Below are 17,788 nucleotides of genomic sequence, written 5' to 3'. Positions count from 1 at the left end.
CACGCCATGGCGCGTTCATGTGACGGATAGGAAGGTGGGGACGGTTTGCTGAGTTTTCTGATGCTGCAGGGGAATGCCACGCCGTTCTTCTCCGAACTGGCGGTGGCGCTCCGGGCTGCCGGTCATCATGTCCGCCGCATCGCCTTCAATGGCGGGGATGTCGTCTTTTCACACGATGTCACGTGGTTTCGTGGACGGCAGGACGACCTGCCTGGCTTTCTCGAAAAGATCGTCGATGAGGACAGGCCGGATGCGATCATCCTGTTCGGTGACTGCCGCCCGATTCATCTGGTGGCGACCGACATCGCACGGGCGCGCGGGATCGCCATCTGGGTGTTCGAGGAAGGATATCTGAGGCCCGGCTGGATCACGCTGGAGCCCCATGGCGTCAACGGATTTTCGGCCCTGCCGCGCGATCCCGCGGCGATCCGCGAACGGGGCAGGGCGCCATGGCCGCCCATGCACTACAACCCGCATTCCGATTTCCTGCGGCGCGCGGTCTATGATGTGTCCTACCATGGGCTGCGCGTGGCCATGACGCCGCTGTTTCCCCACGCGCGCTTTCATGCCGTGGTCAGTCCGTTCGTGGAATATGCGGGCTGGCTGCGGGACTGGGCGGGGCAATTGCTGTGCAAGCCGAAGGAAGCGACGCTGCCCGACGGGCCGTTCATGCTGGTGCCCATGCAACTCGATGGCGATTACCAGTTGCGGGTCCATTCGCCGTTCCACAGCATGGCCGAGGCGCTGGGGCGTATCCTGGTCTCCTTCGCCAGGCATGCGCCCGCATCGCTTTCCCTGGTCATCCGCCGGCATCCGCTCGATCCGCGCCTGACCGATTGGGAAGGGTTGATCGGGCGGCACGCGCGCGCGCTGGGCATCGCGCAGCGGGTCTATTTCATGGCCGACGGCCCGCTCGATCCCGTTCTGGACGCCAGCGAGGGGATTGTGACGGTCAACAGCACGGTCGGGTTGCTGGCGCTGCGGCGCAACAGGCCGGTCAAGATCCTGGGCGAAGCCATCTACGATGTCGCAGGGCTGACGTTCCAGAAACCCCTGGATCGCTTCTGGCAGGAGGCGAGCAAGCCGGACGGCGAACTGCTCGACGCGTTCTGCCGCATGCTGATTCAGGAAGTGCTGGTCGAGGGCGATTTCTTCACCCCCGAGGGGCGAGCCCTTGCGGTCGAGGGCTCGGTGCGGCGGATCCTGTCGGCCTATTCCGACAGCGCCCGCATGGCCTGACCGACCAGGGACACGGTCTGCTCGATCTGCTCGGGCGTGTGCGATGCGCTGACGAAAAAGCGCAGGCGCGCCGCCTTTTCCGGCACTGCCGGGTGAATGATGGGCTGCACGTTGAGCCCGCGTTCAAACAGGGCCTGCGACAGGCGGCCGGCCAGCAGGGAACTGCCGGTGACCAGCGGCACGATGCCGTAGCCCTCGGAGGTACCGGTATCGAACCCGGCCTCGCAGAACAGGCGCAGCAACTGGGTTGAATTCTCGCGCAGGCGCGCGATGCGCCAGGGCTCTTCGCGAATGATATCCAGCGCCGCCATCGAAGCGGCGGCATTGGTCGGCGGCAGGCCGACGGAATAGACGAAGCCGGCGGCAGTACGCTTCAGATAGGTAATGATATCGGCACGGCCGGCGATGTAGCCGCCGCAGGAGATCAGGCTCTTGCTGAGCGTGCCCATCCACAGATCGATCGACTCGGGCGCCACGCCTGCCTCTTCGGCAATGCCATGCCCGCGCGCGCCGAGCACACCGGTCGAATGCGCCTCGTCCACCAGCGTCATGCAGTCGAATTCGCGGGCCAGATCGACGAAGGCCGCCAGATCAGGGATGTCGCCATCCATGCTGTAATGGCCTTCAAGGACCAGCAGCGCGCGCTTGTGGGCCCGGCGATGCATCCAGAGCTGCTCGCGCGCCGCCGCGACATCGTTATGGGTGAAGGCGATGCGCCGCGCGCCCGACAGGATCGCGCCCTGGATCAGGCTGTTATGGGCCAGCGCATCGTGGATGATCAGGTCGCCCGGCCGCATCAGCTGCGCCAGTGTCGTCACGTTGGTGGCATGGCCCGACACCATCACGACGCAATCCTCGGCACCATGCCATTCGGCCAGGGCGTGCTCCAGTTCCCGATGGAACGGGCGTTCGCCCGAGACCATGCGGCTGGCCGAAACCGTCGTACCGTAGCGGTGGAGCGCCTCTTCCACCCGGCCGATCACGCGCGGATCACCGTTCAGGCCCAGATAATCGTAGGACGAGAAATTGATGTATTCGCGCCCGTCGATCAGCGTCGTGGCCGCGGCCAGCCCGTCATGCTGGCGGAAGAACGGGTCGGAGACGCCCAGCGCCGCCGCCCGCTTCGCCATGAACTCCATTTCTTCCACGCCCGGCAGCGACCAGCCGCGCGTGCTGGTCTCGGCCGGCGCAGCACCCGAGAGGCTGGCGAGGAGCTTGATGCGCTCGCCCAGCCGCCGGCCGAATTTCGGTCCCGTCATCGGATGGTTTCTTCTTCGTTCGAAAGAGCAGGCTCGGGGGCCTCTGGTGCTTCGGCGGCCTCGGCCACGACGTGCCGCTCCGCATCCGACAGGTGACGGGCCATCACCGCCTCGTCCGGCGTCGCAGGGGCGGCATCCTGCCCCTTGTTACCTAGCAGGGTGGACACCTGGCGCGCAACGCGCCGGACCGTCATTTCCTGCCAGGCGAAGCCGGGCAGCGACACGCCCAGCCGGCGTTCCAGCCCCAGCGCCAGTTCGACCGCCGTCAGCGAATCCATCCCCAGCTCGGCCAGCGGCTGGTCCATGGGCAGGGCCTCGCGGTCGGTCTGCATGATGCGGGTCAGTTCACCGAGGATCAGGTCGGCGACGATTTCCTCCCGCCGTTCCTCGCTGGCCGTGGCCAGCAGGCTCATCAGGTCGCCGGTATCGCTGTCCTCGTCGCGGCGGCGGGCCACGGCGCCGAACAGCGGCTCGCTCAGGATCGGCAGGCTGCCGGTGGCCTGCCAGTCCATTTCGGCCAGGACGGGCCAGGGATCGGACGAGGCCAGCAGGTCGGGCAGGGCATCCAGCGCGGCCATCGAACGCATCGAGCGCGCGCCCAGTCGCCGGTCCAGCGCCTCGCGCGCCGCCTCGTTGCGTTCCAGGAAGCCGGCATCGGCGATCGGCCCCCAGCGGACGGCGCAGCCGGGCAGGCCCGCATCGCGCCGGCGCTGGATCATGGCCTCGACCGCCGCGTTGGCGGCCACATACGCACCCTGGCCCGGCGCGCCGAGCGTGATGGTAGCGGACGAGAAGACCAGGAACAGCGACAGCGGATCGTCGCGCGTCAGCGCGTCCAGCGACAGGGCACCGGCCAGCTTGGCCTGGACCGATGCCATGACCTGCTCCTCGGAGAGGGTCGCGACCAGCCCGTCCGCCACGGTGACGGCGGCATGCACGATCCCGCCCAGGGGCGGCATCGTGGCACGGATCTCCGCAATCAGCGCAGCCAGACCCGCATGGTCGGTTACGTCGCAGGCCTGCACCTCCACGGTCTCGGCACCGGCCTCCAGCAGCGTCTCGCGCAGCGCCGCAACCCCTTCGGCCGCCGGCCCACGGCGGCTGACCAGCACCAGATGACGGGCCCCACGGGCGACGAGCCACCGCGCGGCGCGTGCGCCGAAGCCGCCGGTGCCGCCCGTGACCAGCACGGTGCGGTCAGCCGGGACATCCAGCGTCGGCGGCACATGGACCGGCCCCATCGTCAGCACGATCTTGCCGACATGGGCCGAGGTCCGCATCAGCGCGAACGCATCGGTCGCGGCGGAGGCCGGGAAGGCGGTATAAGGCAGCGGCCCGATCGCACCGTCCTCGAGCAGGGCGTGCAGGCGGTCCGTCACGGTCGAGACCAGATCCGGGCGATGCCGCACCAGCGCATCGACGTCGATCGCGTGATAGCTGACATTCTGCCGCATCGGGCCAATGCCGACGCGCGTATTGGCCAGGAAGTCGCGCTTGCCCAGTTCCAGGAAGCGGCCGAAGGGGCGCACCAGCTCAAGGCTGCGCTCCATGGCCTCGCCGCTGAGGGCATTGAGCACCACGTCCACACCCTGCCCACCGGTGGAAGCCAGGACATCGGCCCCGAAACGCAGCGACCGGCTGTCCAGGACGGTTTCGATCCCCAGTTCGCGCAGGGCCGCCCGCTTGGCGGGCGAACCGGCGGTGGCGATGATGCGCGCCCCGACATGGCTGGCATATTGAATGGCGGCCAGGCCGACGCCACCGGCGGCCCCGTGGATCAGGATCGTCTCGCCGGCCCGCAGCGCACCGACGGTCTCCAGCGCATACAGCACGGTCAGATAGGTGACGGGAATGGTCGCGCCGGCCGCGAAGGACAGCCATTCCGGCAGCGCGAAGACGCTGCGCCGGTCGGTGACCACACGGCTGGCATGCGCGGCGGCGGCCAGGGCCATGACGCGGTCGCCGGGGGCCAGGTCGGTGACCTCCGCCCCGACTTCCAGCACGGTGCCCGCACATTCCATGCCCAGCGTCGCGCCGGCAAAACCGTCCAGCAGCAGTTCGTCGGGCAGCATGCCGATGGCCGACAGCACATCGCGATAATTCAGCCCGCTGGCCTGGACGTCGATCACCACGTCACGCGGGCCAGGCTCGATCCGGGGCTCCGGCATCCAGCACAGGCGGTCGAGCGGACCGGGCACGGGCTGGATCAGCCGCACATCCGTCGCCGCCGCCGCCGCGCGGGCCGGCAGGCCCTCGCGCAGGCGGCGGACCAGCCGGCCCTCTTCCGTCCAGCGCACTTCGCGCTCATCGTCCGTGGCGTTGCGCTCCGCATCCAGGGCGGCCGCGATCGCGGTCTCCGACAGGGTGGCGGACAGGTCGATCCGTCGACAGCGCAGGGCAGGGAACTCGTTGGCGATCGTCCGGCCCATGGCGACGCGCGCGGCCTCGTGCGGCGTGGTGGCCGCGTCACGGGTCACAACGGCCAGACATTCTCCAGCCTCGGCCGCTGCACGGGCGTCACCGGCCAGGGCCAGCATCGCACGGGCGGTGAGCGTGGCTTCATCCGCGCCGTCATCATGCGCGGGCGCATGGGACAGGCGAATCGCGGGCGGCGCGGGCACGCTCTCGGCGTCCGTTTCGGCATCCTCGGCTTCGACCGCGACCGCTGCCAGCAGGGCGAGCGGGAAGGGCGCCTGGGCGGGCACGCTTTCGGCCACCGCGCGCAGCCGGTGCGGCAGGTCGCGCCAGGCGGCAATCGTCAGCAGCGGCTCGGGCGACAGGTCGCGCAATGTGGCCCAGCCCGCATCCTCGGCCGCCTCGGCCACCAGGATCAGGCCCCCCGGCGCAAGGCGGTCGGCATGGGCGAGCGTCGTCGCCGGCACCATGCCGTGCAGGCCGGGGGCATAGGCGACCAGCACGTCATACACACCCTCGGGCACGGTCTCGGCCATGACGATGCCGGGCAGGTGGGCCAGCACGGTCGGGCGCAACCGGGCCTGTCGCTCGCGATTCGGCTCCAGGATCGTATAGTCCAGCCGGCCCGGCAGGCTCGCGAGGCGCGGGGCAAGCGCACGGGTCAGGGCGGCACGGTCGGCATGCAGTTCCAGCACGCGGATCGGCCGGTCCTTCGGCCAGTCCTGCACATAGGCTTCGATGGTGGTCGCGATCTGCTCGGCCGCCAGTTCCACGCTGCGGCCGGAGAGCAGCTGCCGGAAGGCGATATCGGGGAACGAATCGTCGCCGCGCGCCGCATCGGAGGCAGTGCCGGCGCTCTTCCGCTCCTGTAACCAGGCGAGCAGCAGGGCCGCCGGCAACCATTGCGGCAGGTCGAGGAAAAGGGTCTGCCAAAGACGGGCAAGGTCCGGCGCATCCTCGGTGGCCGGAGCCTCCGGGGCGCGGAGTCCGGCCAGGATCGTATGGGCCAGCAGGCCTGCATCCTTGTCATCCGCATCGCCGGCCGGCGTCTCCATGGCCGGGCGCAGGGCCAGGAACCGCTCGTCGGACAGCGGGGCCGACGCGACAGGCGCCGGCAGCCAGATTTCGTGGAAGCTACGTTCGGCGACCGGCACCGGGCGTTCGCCCGGCATGCGGGTGAACCAGCAGCCGGTGGCCGACAGCACGGCGCGGCCGGTGGCATCCAGCATCACGATATCAGCCTCGGTCTCGCGCGGGCCGGAGGTCGTGACGACCGCCTGGCCGCGTGCGGGCGCGCCGGCGGTCAGGTCCAGCCGGATGATGCCGAATTTGCGCGGCAGCGGCGCTTCGGTGGACTGGGCATCGGCATGGTTGACGGCCAGCCCGACCAGGGCCTGGAAGGTGCCGTCCAGCGCCGTCGGGTCCAGGGTCAGGCCGTTGATCGGCGCCTCGCCGGTCAGGGTAGCCTCCACCCGGCCCGTAGCCATGGAGATCCCGCCAACCCGGCGGAAAGCCGGCCCATAGGCCAACCCGGCAGCGCGGGCCGTGGCGTAAAGCGCGTCGCCCGTCATGTCGATATCGGTGGCGGCCGACGGCAGGGCGGCGGGTGCGACCGGCGACAGGCCGGCGCGGGCGGTGGCATGGCGCGTCCAGACCGCGTGGGACAGCCGGGGGCGGCTGTCGATGGTCACGGCACCGTCCGCCGACAGCCGGACCCGGATTTCGCGCAGTTGCGTCTGCTCGATGATGACGGGGCGCAGGATCTGGAAATCGCGCAGTTCCAGCATCTGCGCGTCCGGCCATGTCGCCCGTGCGGCCGTGAAGGCGAATTCGATCAGGCAGGCCGCGGCCAGGACGATCGTGTCGCCAACCTTGTGGTCGGCCAGCCAGGGCTGCACCGCGCCGTCCAGGTGCGCGGTCCACTCGCTTGCGTCCGTCTTGCCGTGGTCGCCCAGCAGGGGGTGCGTGCCCTGCTGGTTCCACAGCACCGCCAGGGCTTCCTCGGTGGGTTCGTACCAGTGCCGCTCGCGCTGCCACTGCACGCCGGGCAGGCCCCGGACCTGGGCCGGACCGGCGAAATGCGACGCGGACAGGATATCGCAGCCCGCCGCAAAGCACGCCAGCGCGGTGCGGGGGAAGGGGTCGGTCGTGATCTTGGCCGGGACCGCCGGCATGACGCGGGTTTGCGCGTCGCCACCCTTCAGGATGTCGCGCAGATAATGCTGCAGGACCGGACGGGGACCGATCTCGACGAAGAGCGTGCCGCCTTCCGCCGCCGCCTGGCGCACCGATTCGGCAAACAGCACCGGCGCGCGGACATTACGCCACCAGTAATCGGCATCGGGCAGGGTCGTGAAGGGCTGGCTGGTCACGGTCGAAATCATCAGCCGGTCCGGCTGACGGGCGGTGATCTCACCCAGATCGCGGATCAGCGCGTCGGCGATCCGGTCCATCTGGCTGCTGTGATAGGCATAACCCACCTTAAGGCGGTGGATCAGCAGCGAGGAACTACCCTTCGCCGCCTCCAGCCGATCAAGCGCTTCGGCCTCGCCGGCCACGGCCAGGGCATTCGGCGCATTGAAGGCCGCGATTTCCAGGGTCGGCGCCGCTTCGGCCAGCAGACGCCTGGCCTCTTCGACATCGCCATGCAGCGCGGCCATGCCGCCACCGGGTGCCGTCGCCTGATGGCGGCTGCGCAGGGCTACGATACGCGCGGCTTCGTCCATGTCCAGCATGCCGGCATGGACCCCGGCCGCGATCTCGCCGACGCTGTGGCCGACAACGATATCGGCCTTGAGCCCCTGCCGCTCCAGCCCGCGCAGGACGCCGATCTGGAAGGCGAACAGCATGGGCTGCGCGACGTCGGCCGGATCGGCCGACCAGTCGCCCGACCGCATCGCCTCCAGAACCGACCAGCCGAGATGCGGACGCAGGGCGGCATCTGCCTCGCCTACCCCGGCGGCGAAGACAGGGCTGATCTCCAGCAGATCCTGCCCCATGCCCGAGAACTGGCTGCCATTGCCGGAAAACACGAAGACGGTGCGCGCCTGGGCGAGTGCCTGCCCGGTCACTACATCCGCGTGGGTGTGCGTATCGACCCAAGCGGCCAGCGCCGCGCGCATCTCCGCCGCGTCTCCCCCCGGAACGCCCAGGCGATGAGACAGGTGTGCCCGCCGGGTCGCCAGGCCGCGCAACTCGGCATCGGTCCACGTCCGGGTGGACCAGACGCGCGCAAGGCTGGCCAGGCCGGCTTCGGAGCGGGCGGACAGCAGCAGCGGCACCGCGTCATCCGACGGGATCGCGACGGGTCGCGCAGCAGCGGGCTCCGGTGCGCTGGCAAGGATCACATGGGCGTTGGCGCCGCCGAAGCCGAAATTGTTGACGCCGGCGATCAGCGGTCCATCCGCAAGCGGCCGGGCCTCGGTGACGACTTCCAGGTTGAGTTCGGCGAAGGGGATGGCCGGATTCGGGTTCGTGCAATGCAGCGAGGCGGGCAGGCACCGGTTCTGCAAGGCCAGCATGGCCTTCAGCATGCTGACCAGGCCCGACGCCGGCTCCAGATGCCCGAGATTGGTCTTGACCGAACCAATCGGCAGGGGCGTATCGCGCAACTGGCCCAGGGCGGTGCCGAGCGCATTCGTCTCCACCGGGTCACCCGCCTGGGTGCCGGTGCCATGCGCCTCGACGAAGGCAACCTGGTCCGCCGAGACTCCGGCCTTCCCGTAGACCTCGCGCAGCAGCTCGGCCTGGGCGTGGGCGCTGGGGAATGTCAGGCCCGGCGTCCGGCCATCGGCATTGATCCCGCTGGCCATGATCACGGCACGGATGTCGTCGCCGTCCCGCTGTGCGGCCGACAGAGGCTTGAGCAGCAGCATGACGCCGCCCTCGCCACGGACATAGCCGTCGGCATCAGCGCTGAAGGCATGGCACCGCCCCGTCGGGGACAGCATGCTCGCGGCGCAGAAGCCGATGAAGGGGTACGGCGTCAGCAGCATGCTGACACCGCCGACCAGGGCCACGCCCGTCCGGCCCGCACGCAGGTCCTCGCACGCCTCGTGAAGGGCGAACAGCGACGACGAGCAGGCGGTATCGATGGTCATGCTCGGCCCGTGCAGGCCCAGAGCGTAGGAGACGCGGTTCGAGAAGATGCTCAGCGTGTTGCCGGGCATGAAATAGGCATTGCCCGATGACGGGTCGGTCAGGCGCAGATTGGCATATTCCAGGCCCGACGCGCCGACATAGACGCCGGCCGATGCGATGCGGTCCGCCGTCGTGCCCGCGTCTTCCAGGGCTTCCCAGGCCAGTTCCAGCAGCAGTCGCTGCTGCGGGTCCATCTGCCTGGCCTCGCGGGCCGAAATGCCGAAAAAGGCGGCATCGAACAGTTCGATCTCATCCAATGTCGACGCCCGGGTGGCATAGAACTTGCCCGTCTCGCCGCGACGAGGGTGCCAGAAATCCCGGAGCGGAAAACGATTTGCCGGGATCGGGCGCACACTTTCGCGTTCCTCGTCCAGCAACTGCCACAGGCTGGTGACGTCCGGCGCCCCGGGAAGGCGGCAGGATGCGCCGATGATGGCGATGGGCTCATCCCGAGTAGTGGTATTCGGCTCGGACGTCGAACTGTTATGCATGAAGAGATATGTGTCCCAATGCGATGATCGGATTACGATGTAACGCGGTCGGGTCGGAGGGAAAAGCCATATCGGCGTTGAAAAAATAGTTCAGCTGGTTTCATGAGGCACACCGTCCGGAGAGATTGGGGTCAAGGCCGACCAGGCCGCTTGATATCCTGCGCGAAGTATATGAGGGAATTTGGAACTTCCCCATCTTGGCCATAGCGCGCGGCGGGCGACTGGTCCCACCGTGACGCATCAGTGCAGGACTATTCGGCAATCATTCAAACGATGGCTGTGATTTTCTTTCATGCCTCCGGGCGCGTTTATCGAAGGTACATATAACGTCTTGGGCCGCGGATCTGTTATCCGGCACCCGATTACTGACGAATAACCGGCATCGTCTGTGGTTTTTTTATGTCTTTCGACGCCCCGGGCATAAGAATGTCACCGCCATGCATGCTTGCCGAAAACCTATGGCTGCCCCGCTCGAGCGGCATGGCAATGAATAGGCTGACAGGGCGCAATGCATCTGCGACATCTGGTGGTGTCCGCGGCGGGATTCGAACCCACGGCCCCAGGATTCATCCCACTTCGGCTTTCGCCGCCGCCATCCGGAAATGGCGTTCGTGGTCTGGACTGTCCCTTCACCCTGGGCCCGAAGGCCGACAGGTGCCGCCCGTCCAGTCTCTACACCGTCCCGGCAAGGCCGGGCTTGGCTCGGGATCGGCACGACACATCGTGTCAGAGCGTTCCCCGAATTTGAGCGGATCCGTCATGAGGTTTCCCGCCATGACGCCCAATTTGAAAACCAGGAATCCTGTGCTCTATCCTGCTGAGCTACGCGGACACACAGCCTGTTTCTAACCGAGCACAGAGATTCGGGCAAGCGCCCCCCGAAGGGAAAGGGGACGACGCGTCAGCGCTCGCGGCGCAGCATCGTCGCGGTCGCGGCCAGGCGCGCGATGTGACGGCGACATAGCGCGAGGTCCGGCGCACCGGTCTGCTTGCACTCTTTCTCCAGCGCCTGGGTCTGTTCGGTAGCGTCCATCAGGCGCTCTTCCGTCCACAGCGACAGGGCCTGGCCAAAGGATTCAGTCCGCTTGAAGAAAACCGGCGGGCGTAGTCCGCGCATGGCATCCGCCCGGCTTTGCCCCGAATCCATCGCGATTCGCGCCCGGCGCAGCCGATGCAGATGCGACAGCAGCGCCCGCGCGACGGCAATCGGGCTGGTGCCCTCGGCCAAAGCCCGTTCGATGGCGGTATCCGCGCCGGCCCGATCGCCGGTCGTGGCGGCAAAGGCCGCATCTTCCAGCGATACGCCGGCGGCATCGCCGATGCAGGTGCGGACATCATCCAGCGTCAGATGCCCGCCCCGGCCGGCATAGAGGGCCAGTTTCTCGACCTCGCCACGCATCGCGGCACGATCGGGACCCAGCAGGCCGGCGAACCAGGACAGCGCATCGGCGTCGATGCGGATGTCCTCTTCCCCCAGGCTCTGGCGGATCGTGCCCTCCAGGGCCCGCCCTTCCTCCGGGTAACAGCCGATCGCGGCGCAATCGGCCTGCGCTTCGGCCAGGGCACGCAGGCGCGAGCGGCTGGCGAGGCCGGGCGCTTCGATGATGACCAGCGTGTCGGAATTGCGGGCCAGGCTTGCCTTCAGCGGCGCCGTCAGGCTGTCGCCGCCATCACGCACCCACACGACCCGCCGTCCGCCGCTGAGGGAGAGCGCGAAGATCTCTTCTTCCAGCCGATCCGCCGCCTCGCGATCCAGCACCGCGACGCGGAACGGGTCGTCCAGTTGCGGCGCGATGGCGGTGGCGGCCAGGCGCGCGCGCTCGCGGATCAGGCCGCTATCCTCGCCATGCAGAAGGATGGCCCGCAGCGTACCGGGGTCGCGCAGGATGCGGGCGACCGAGCGGGCATCGACCTTCACTGGTTGTTGACTGTTCCGTTGCCCGGCGCATCTCCCGCCGTGCCGGAAGGATCGGGGGAGGAGCGGCCGATGGCCATGCCGGGCAAGCCGTCCTCGCCGACCGACTGGCGCTGGATTCCATTGTTGGAATTGGGCATCACGTTCGGGTCGACATAGGTGGCCTGCGGCATGACCGTTCGCTGGGCAGGCGCGGCGCGGGTCTTGAACCAGATCGCGAGCTGCTGGGTAATGCGCTCGGCGACAGCCTGCGCGACCCGACGTGCGAGAGCCGCCTGGTTCAGGTTCTGGGCGAAATATTGCTCGAACGTCTCGTTCTCGCCATCCATGACCTGCGTGTCGCCCTGCGTTACCAGCATCGGGGTCGGTGCGACGGTATAGAGCATCCAGTGCGCATGGGCCGTGGCCCGGGTGCGGCCGGTCGTATTGTCCGCATGGATGTCGATCGCCTCGTTCATCACATAGGAACTGACGCGCAGCGTATAGCCGGTCGGATCTTCCTGCTCGGCGCCGGCCAGGTTCTGTTGCAGGAACAGCCGCAATTCCTGCCCGTACCGTTCCGGAATGCTGGCCACATAGATCTGGCGCAACTGGTCGGGGATCGTTCCACCCGCGGCAACACTGCCGGCGGGCGATCCGTAAAGCGGCTGGAAGCCGCACCCGCCCAGCATCGTCACCATGGCCATCAGCACCGCCCGGCGGAGCGGACGATACGAACGGGGCGCGTCGGGGCAGGGCAGGTGCGACATGCGATCAGCCCGCGATCACGAAATTGACGATGCGGTTGGGCACGTGGATGCGCTTGACGATGCGCTTGCCCTCCAGCAGGCGCGCCACATTGGGCTCGTTTTCCGCCAGGGCGATCACCGTTTCGGCCGGCGCGTCGGGCGGCGCGGCTACCGTGCCGCGCAGCTTGCCCATGATCTGGACCGCGATGGTCAGCTCGCGCGCCACCAGCAGCTCGGGCTCGGCCACCGGCCAGGGCCGATCCACGGCCGGCGCCTGGCCCGGTTCCAGCAGGGCCAGCATGTCTTCCGCCTGATGGGGAACCATCGGGGCGGCCAGCAGGCACAGGGCCAGCGCGGCCTCGCGCCGCGCATGGTCCATGCCGGCATCGGCCGACGCACGCTCGGCTTCCGCCAGGGCGGAGGTCAGCTCGTGCAGGCGGGCCACCGCGACATTGATCGCGAAGCTTTCCAGCGCCTCGCTCACGGCCGCGATGGCACGGTGGGTGGCGCGGCGCAGCGTGTCGGCGGCTTCGGACGGCGCGGCTTCGGCAGACGCGGCGGCCGGGACGGTCTCGGCTACCGTCCGCACCACGCGGTAAAGCCGTTGCAGGAAGCGGGCGGCGCCGGCAACGCCGGCCTCGGTCCATTCCATGTCGCGTTCCGGCGGGCTGTCCGACAGCACGAACCAGCGCGCGGTATCGGCACCGAACCGCTCGATGATCGCCACCGGCGCCACGGTGTTGCGCTTGGATTTGGACATTTTCTCGACACGGCCGATCGTCACCGGGGCCCCGGTTTCACGATGCACCGCGCCATCGCCGAGCCGTTCGACTTCCTCGGGATACAGCCACAGCCCGTCCGCGTCGCGGTAGCTCTCGTGATTGACCATGCCCTGCGTGAACAATCCGTCGAACGGCTCGTCCAGCCCCAGATGCCCGGTCTCCCGCATCGCCCGGGTAAAGAAGCGCGCATAGAGCAGATGCAGGATCGCATGCTCGATCCCGCCGATATACTGGTCGACCGGCAGCCAGCCATTGGCGGCCGGAAGGACGGTCGGCTCGGACGCATGCGGAGCGGTGAAGCGGGCGAAATACCACGAACTGTCGACGAACGTGTCGAACGTGTCGGTTTCGCGCGTCGCATCCGCGCCGCAGCGCGGACAGGCCACATGCTTCCAGGTCGGATGGTGATCCAGCGGGTTGCCCGGCCGGTCGAACGTCACATCCTCGGGCAGCGTGACGGGCAACTGGTCGTCGGGCACCGGAACCGGGCCACAGGCGGCACAATGGATGACCGGGATCGGACAGCCCCAGTAGCGTTGGCGCGAGATGCCCCAGTCGCGCAGGCGCCAGTTTTCCACGCCCCGCCCGATGCCCATCCCTTCCAGGCGGCTGATGGCTTCAGCCCTGGCGGCCTTGGTATCCAGCCCGTCCAGGAAGCCGGAATTGATCAGCGTGCCGTCACCGTCCCACGCCTTGGCGGTGATGGCGAAGCTCGCTTCATCCTCGCCCGCCGGCAGAATGACGGGGCGGAAGGGCAGGTGATAGGCATTGGCGAAATCCAGGTCGCGCTGGTCGCCGCACGGACAGCCGAAAATGGCGCCGGTGCCGTAATCCATCAGCACGAAATTGGCGATCCAGACCGGAAAGCTCTGATCGGGCACGAAGGGATGCGACACGCGCAGGCCGGTGTCGAACCCACGCTTCTCGGCCTTCTCGATCGCTTCTTCGGACGTGCCCAGGCGGCGGCATTCGGCGATGAAGGCGGCGGCATCGGGATTGTTTTCCGCGACCTTCGCAGCCAGCGGATGATCGGCCGCAACAGCCAGGAACGCCATGCCGAACAGCGTGTCGGGCCGGGTCGTATAGACTTCGACCGAATCCAGATCGGCATCGAACCCCTCGGGCGGCGTATGCAGCGCAAAGCGCACGCGCGCACCGACCGAGCGACCGATCCAGCGTTCCTGCATGATGCGAACCCGTTCGGGCCAGCGCGGCAGGTGCGACAGGCCCTCCAGCAGCTCAGGGGCGAATTTGGTGATGCGCAGGAACCACTGCGACAGTTTTTTCTTCTCGATCAGCGCGCCCGACCGCCAGCCGCGCCCGTCCACCACCTGCTCGTTCGCCAGCACGGTATGGTCCACCGGGTCCCAGTTGACCCAGCTCTCACGCCGTTCGACCAGATCGCCCTGGAGCATGTCCAGGAACAGCTTCTGCTGCTTGCCGTAATATTCGGGCAGGCAGGTCGCGATCTCGCGGTCCCAGTTGAACGAGAAGCCCAGCCGCTTGAGCGTGCCGCGCATGGCGGCGATATTGTCCAGCGTCCAGGCCTGCGGATGCACGCCCCGCTCCCGCGCCGCGTTTTCCGCCGGCAGGCCGAACGCGTCCCACCCCATCGGGTGCAGCACCGAAAACCCCTTGGCCCGCTTGTAGCGCGCAACCACGTCGCCCAGCGTGTAGTTGCGGACATGGCCCATATGGAGCTGCCCCGACGGATAGGGGAACATCTCCAGTACGTAATATTTCGGGCGATCGGCCGGCGGCACGTCGGGCACGTCAAAGGCGCCCGCCCGCTCCCACTCGGCCTGCCAGCGCGGTTCGGCCGTGCGGAAATCGTAGGAAGCGGGGGTCATTTCAGTCATGGCAGGGTCCAGGAGCATGGGCCGGAGCGTCACGGTCTGTCACGACCGGCCGATACGAAGAAGGGATGCCGGGCAGCAGCCCGGCATCGTCCCCGGCGCGGTGCGCCGGGGGGAGGGGCTTACTTGCCGCCGCCACTGTCGGCGCGAAGCTGCCGCGCCCGGGTCAGGATTCGGGTCGTGATGTCCGACACCGTGTTCGGGGCGACCGGGGTATCGAGCCACTGCCCGTCGGTCAGCGCCTGGCGGAAGACGGACACGCGCAGCGCGTCCGAACGCAGGTTGCGCGACAGGACATAGGCCGTGATCTTGAAACGCTCGTTCCTGGTCGCCGGCGGCGTGTACCAGTCGGTCAGGATCACGCCGCCGATCGCGTCGGCCGAGGCAAAGGGCATGAAGGACAGCGTGTCGATCGCGCCGCGCCACAGATAGGCGTTCACGCCGCTCTTGCCGATCTGGTCGTCACCGCCGCTGGCGGACCGATCCTCGGTGATCAGGTGGTTCTGCGGCATCGCCAGCCCCGCATCGGCGCGGCGGTGCGACGAGGAACAAGCGGTCAGGCCCAGGAGAGACGACAGCGCCAGCCCGCCCAGCAGGCGGGCCGACGGCGAAAGGCGGTGAATGGCGAATGGCGGTCGAACGGTCATGTTGCCCCTGTGGTCCCCTCGGGTCTGGCCCCGCTGATGGATCGGCGGCCGTGGCCTGTCCTGCCCGTCCGGGGCCTGCGGTCGGGCCACGGTTCAGCCGGTTTCACTGCCATCTTCATATCCCGGCCCGCCATCCCCGCCAAGCCGGCCGGTGATTTTCTCCGTGCCGCCCGCGATGGCGATCGGCAACGGGTCACGAATGGGGGCGGCAACGACGATCCCAAGCCTTGCCTTCCCTGTTCCAGGCGGTTTGAAAAGGGCCATCATACGGGGCCGCGCGAGGAGTCGCCGCGCGACGGACGAAGGATCGGAGGGGCGGCGTGGCAGGCATCGCGGGCGGGCGGACATGGCGGCTCCACGGGCAATGGCGGCGCGTGGCCCTTCTGGCGGCCCTGTCGCTATTGGTGGTCCCGCATGCCGGCGCGGCCGACCGGGCGGCGCGGGCCACGCCCCTGGCCGCCCGTCTGACCCAGGCCGAGAAACTGATGTTGGTCCGGGCGGATGTCGTGCCCGCACCCGCACCAGCCGAGGGCGTGTCGATCGTAACCCTGCCCGGCGTCCCGCGCGCCGGCCTGCCGGCCCTGCGCATGGCCATGGTGGATGGCGAGGCGGGCCAATCTTCCCCGCTGGCGCTGATGGCGACCTGGGACCGCGACCTGGCCCGGCGGGTGGGACAGGCCCAGGCCCGCGCAATCCGGGCCGGCGGGCGCGCGATCGCGGCGGTCGGCGGAATTGGCCCGCTGCCGGCGGGTCGGGCCTATGATGGCGAGGACCCGCTGCTGGCCGGCCGGATGATGGGCGAGGTCGCATCCGGGCTGATCTCGGGCCATGTGCTGCCGCTGTTCGGCGGCCGAGGCCGGCCCGGTGCCGACGACATGTCCGAGGACCGCATGCTGGCGCTCTCCATCGCGCTGGGGCAGGCCAGGGGAGCGGGCATGCTCTGCCAGGTCGCCACCGTGGGGCTCCGGCCGTGCGGGGGCCTGGACGGCATGGAGCGCACGCTCCGCGACGGATGGCGATATGGCGGCATGATCGCCCTGCTGGCGGACCATGCGACGCCGGACGACCTGCCGGCCCGTCGCCATGCCCTGCTGTCCGCGCTGGCGGCCGGCGTCGACGTGGAGGGCGAGCCCGGACCCGCCGACACGGCGCTGTTCGGCGCCACCCTGCGGCAGGCGGTAATGAAGGGCGGCTTCGTGCCGCCCGTCCGGCTGGATCACATGGCTGCCCATGTCATGCAATCGATGGACGAGGCCGGGGTGACCGAGCATCCGCCCCCCTTCGGCGCGCTGCGCGCCCCCACCCCCTACCGCGACCCGCTGGCGGAAGAGATGATGGCCGAGGGGGCGGTCCTCCTGCGGAATGAAAACGCGGTCCTGCCGCTGGCCGGTACCCCAGCCGAGCCGATCCTCGTCCTGGGCGCGGGGACGGCCCGTGCGGCGGCGCAGGTGGTGGTCGATGCCCTGGGCCGCACGGGACAGGCCGCGCGACTGGCCGCCGATGCGCCGGAAAACGGGCCGCTGCCGCCCGACATCGCGCAGGCCGGCCACATCGTGATCCTGTCCGCCGGCCCCGAGGATGACCGGCTGATCGGCGCGGTGGCCGACAATGGGGGGCATGTGGTCGTTGTCCTGCTGTCGGACGATCCCGACCGGCGCATGCCCTGGCTGGATCTGGTCGACGGGCTTGTGCAGGCCTGGTCATGGCGCGATGGCGGCGGGGATGTCCTGGCGGACCTGCTGGTCGGGCAGCGCGATTTCTCCGGGCGGCTGCCGGTGACCTTTACCGGCGGCATGGCGCCGCCCCAGGAACATCTGGCGGGCTACAAGGCATTCGACCGGGCGCATGTCGCGCCGCTGTTTCCATTCGGATACGGGCTGTCGGTCCGCGCGCGTTTTACCTATGGCGAGCTGAAGGCGACGCGGGACGGATCGCGGCTGCTGGTCGCGTTCAGCGTGACCAATCGCGGCGCCGCGCCCGGGCGCGACGTGCCGCAGATCTATCTGGACCAGTCGGAAGGAAGCGGCGAGGCACCCAAGCGGCTGGTCGGCTGGCGCCCCGTACAGCTCGCGCCCGGACAGACCACGCATCTCACGCTGGCGGTCGATGCGCGGATGCTGGGGCGATGGAATCCAGCCACGCTGGAATGGATGGTGCCGGCCGGCGATTACGGCGTGTCGCTCGGCGGCCATTCCGCCAATCTGGTCCGGCAGGTGATGATCCACCTGCCGGACCTGCACGCCCCCGGCGCGTTGCCGGATGGCGAAGGCGGGTAGAAAACCGGATGGAGATTCGACCTTGGTGAGAGCCTGATCG

Annotated in this window: 8 protein-coding genes; 2 read left to right on the top strand and 6 right to left on the bottom strand. The window is 68.8% G+C overall.

Annotated elements, in window-relative coordinates:
* The first annotated feature begins 45 nt into the window (after positions 1-45).
* Positions 46-1,239 carry a capsule biosynthesis protein gene (locus tag HLH35_RS14050; RefSeq protein ID WP_182979725.1) on the top strand — a complete coding sequence of 398 codons (1,194 nt, stop codon included), beginning with the start codon at positions 46-48 and terminating at the stop codon, positions 1,237-1,239.
* Here HLH35_RS14050 and HLH35_RS14045 read toward each other — a convergent pair.
* The 6 genes from HLH35_RS14045 to HLH35_RS14020 all read right to left on the bottom strand — a co-directional run bounded on the left by HLH35_RS14045 (position 1,212) and on the right by HLH35_RS14020 (position 15,472).
* Positions 1,212-2,498, bottom strand: a complete 1,287-nt coding sequence (locus HLH35_RS14045; RefSeq protein WP_182979724.1) for an aminotransferase class I/II-fold pyridoxal phosphate-dependent enzyme — start codon at positions 2,496-2,498, stop codon at positions 1,212-1,214. The two genes, HLH35_RS14050 and HLH35_RS14045, sit on opposite strands and share 28 nt — an antisense overlap.
* The gene (locus tag HLH35_RS14040; RefSeq protein ID WP_182979723.1) at positions 2,495-9,544 is read right to left on the bottom strand and encodes a type I polyketide synthase; all 7,050 of its coding nucleotides are present in this window, start codon (positions 9,542-9,544) and stop codon (positions 2,495-2,497) included. The genes HLH35_RS14045 and HLH35_RS14040 overlap by 4 nt, the downstream gene beginning before the upstream one ends.
* Positions 9,545-10,445: 901 nt before the next feature.
* Positions 10,446-11,462 carry a DNA polymerase III subunit delta gene (gene holA / locus HLH35_RS14035; protein WP_182979722.1) on the bottom strand — a complete coding sequence of 339 codons (1,017 nt, stop codon included), beginning with the start codon at positions 11,460-11,462 and terminating at the stop codon, positions 10,446-10,448.
* On the bottom strand, positions 11,459-12,208 hold the full coding sequence (locus HLH35_RS14030) for an LPS assembly lipoprotein LptE (protein WP_182979721.1): 750 nt from the start codon (positions 12,206-12,208) through the stop codon (positions 11,459-11,461). Before HLH35_RS14030 ends, holA begins: the two co-directional genes overlap by 4 nt.
* A gap of 4 nt (positions 12,209-12,212) precedes the next feature.
* Positions 12,213-14,828, bottom strand: coding sequence for a leucine--tRNA ligase (gene leuS, locus HLH35_RS14025; RefSeq protein WP_182979720.1), 2,616 nt, complete (start codon positions 14,826-14,828; stop codon positions 12,213-12,215).
* A gap of 119 nt (positions 14,829-14,947) precedes the next feature.
* On the bottom strand, positions 14,948-15,472 hold the full coding sequence (locus HLH35_RS14020; RefSeq protein WP_182979719.1) for a DUF3576 domain-containing protein: 525 nt from the start codon (positions 15,470-15,472) through the stop codon (positions 14,948-14,950).
* Between the two features lie 320 nt (positions 15,473-15,792).
* On the opposite strand from HLH35_RS14020, the gene HLH35_RS20325 reads away from it, so the two are divergent.
* Entirely contained in the window at positions 15,793-17,748 is a 1,956-nt protein-coding gene (locus tag HLH35_RS20325) for a glycoside hydrolase family 3 C-terminal domain-containing protein (protein ID WP_338029357.1), read from the top strand.
* Positions 17,749-17,788 lie beyond the last annotated feature (40 nt).

Source organism: Gluconacetobacter asukensis, assembly GCF_014174375.1.
Classification (GTDB): Bacteria; Pseudomonadota; Alphaproteobacteria; order Acetobacterales; family Acetobacteraceae; genus Gluconacetobacter; species Gluconacetobacter asukensis.
Note: the sequence above shows the minus strand (reverse complement) of the source record. Positions and strands in the feature narration are given on the sequence as shown.

Excerpts from the sequence above, each read along its gene's own strand:
- HLH35_RS14045 (WP_182979724.1), bottom strand. The coding sequence starts at position 2,498 with ATGACGGGACCGAAATTCGGCCGGCGGCTGGGCGAGCGCATCAAGCTC.
- HLH35_RS14040 (WP_182979723.1), bottom strand. The coding sequence starts at position 9,544 with ATGCATAACAGTTCGACGTCCGAGCCGAATACCACTACTCGGGATGAG.
- HLH35_RS14030 (WP_182979721.1), bottom strand. The coding sequence starts at position 12,208 with ATGTCGCACCTGCCCTGCCCCGACGCGCCCCGTTCGTATCGTCCGCTC.
- leuS (WP_182979720.1), bottom strand. The coding sequence starts at position 14,828 with ATGACTGAAATGACCCCCGCTTCCTACGATTTCCGCACGGCCGAACCG.
- HLH35_RS14020 (WP_182979719.1), bottom strand. The coding sequence starts at position 15,472 with ATGACCGTTCGACCGCCATTCGCCATTCACCGCCTTTCGCCGTCGGCC.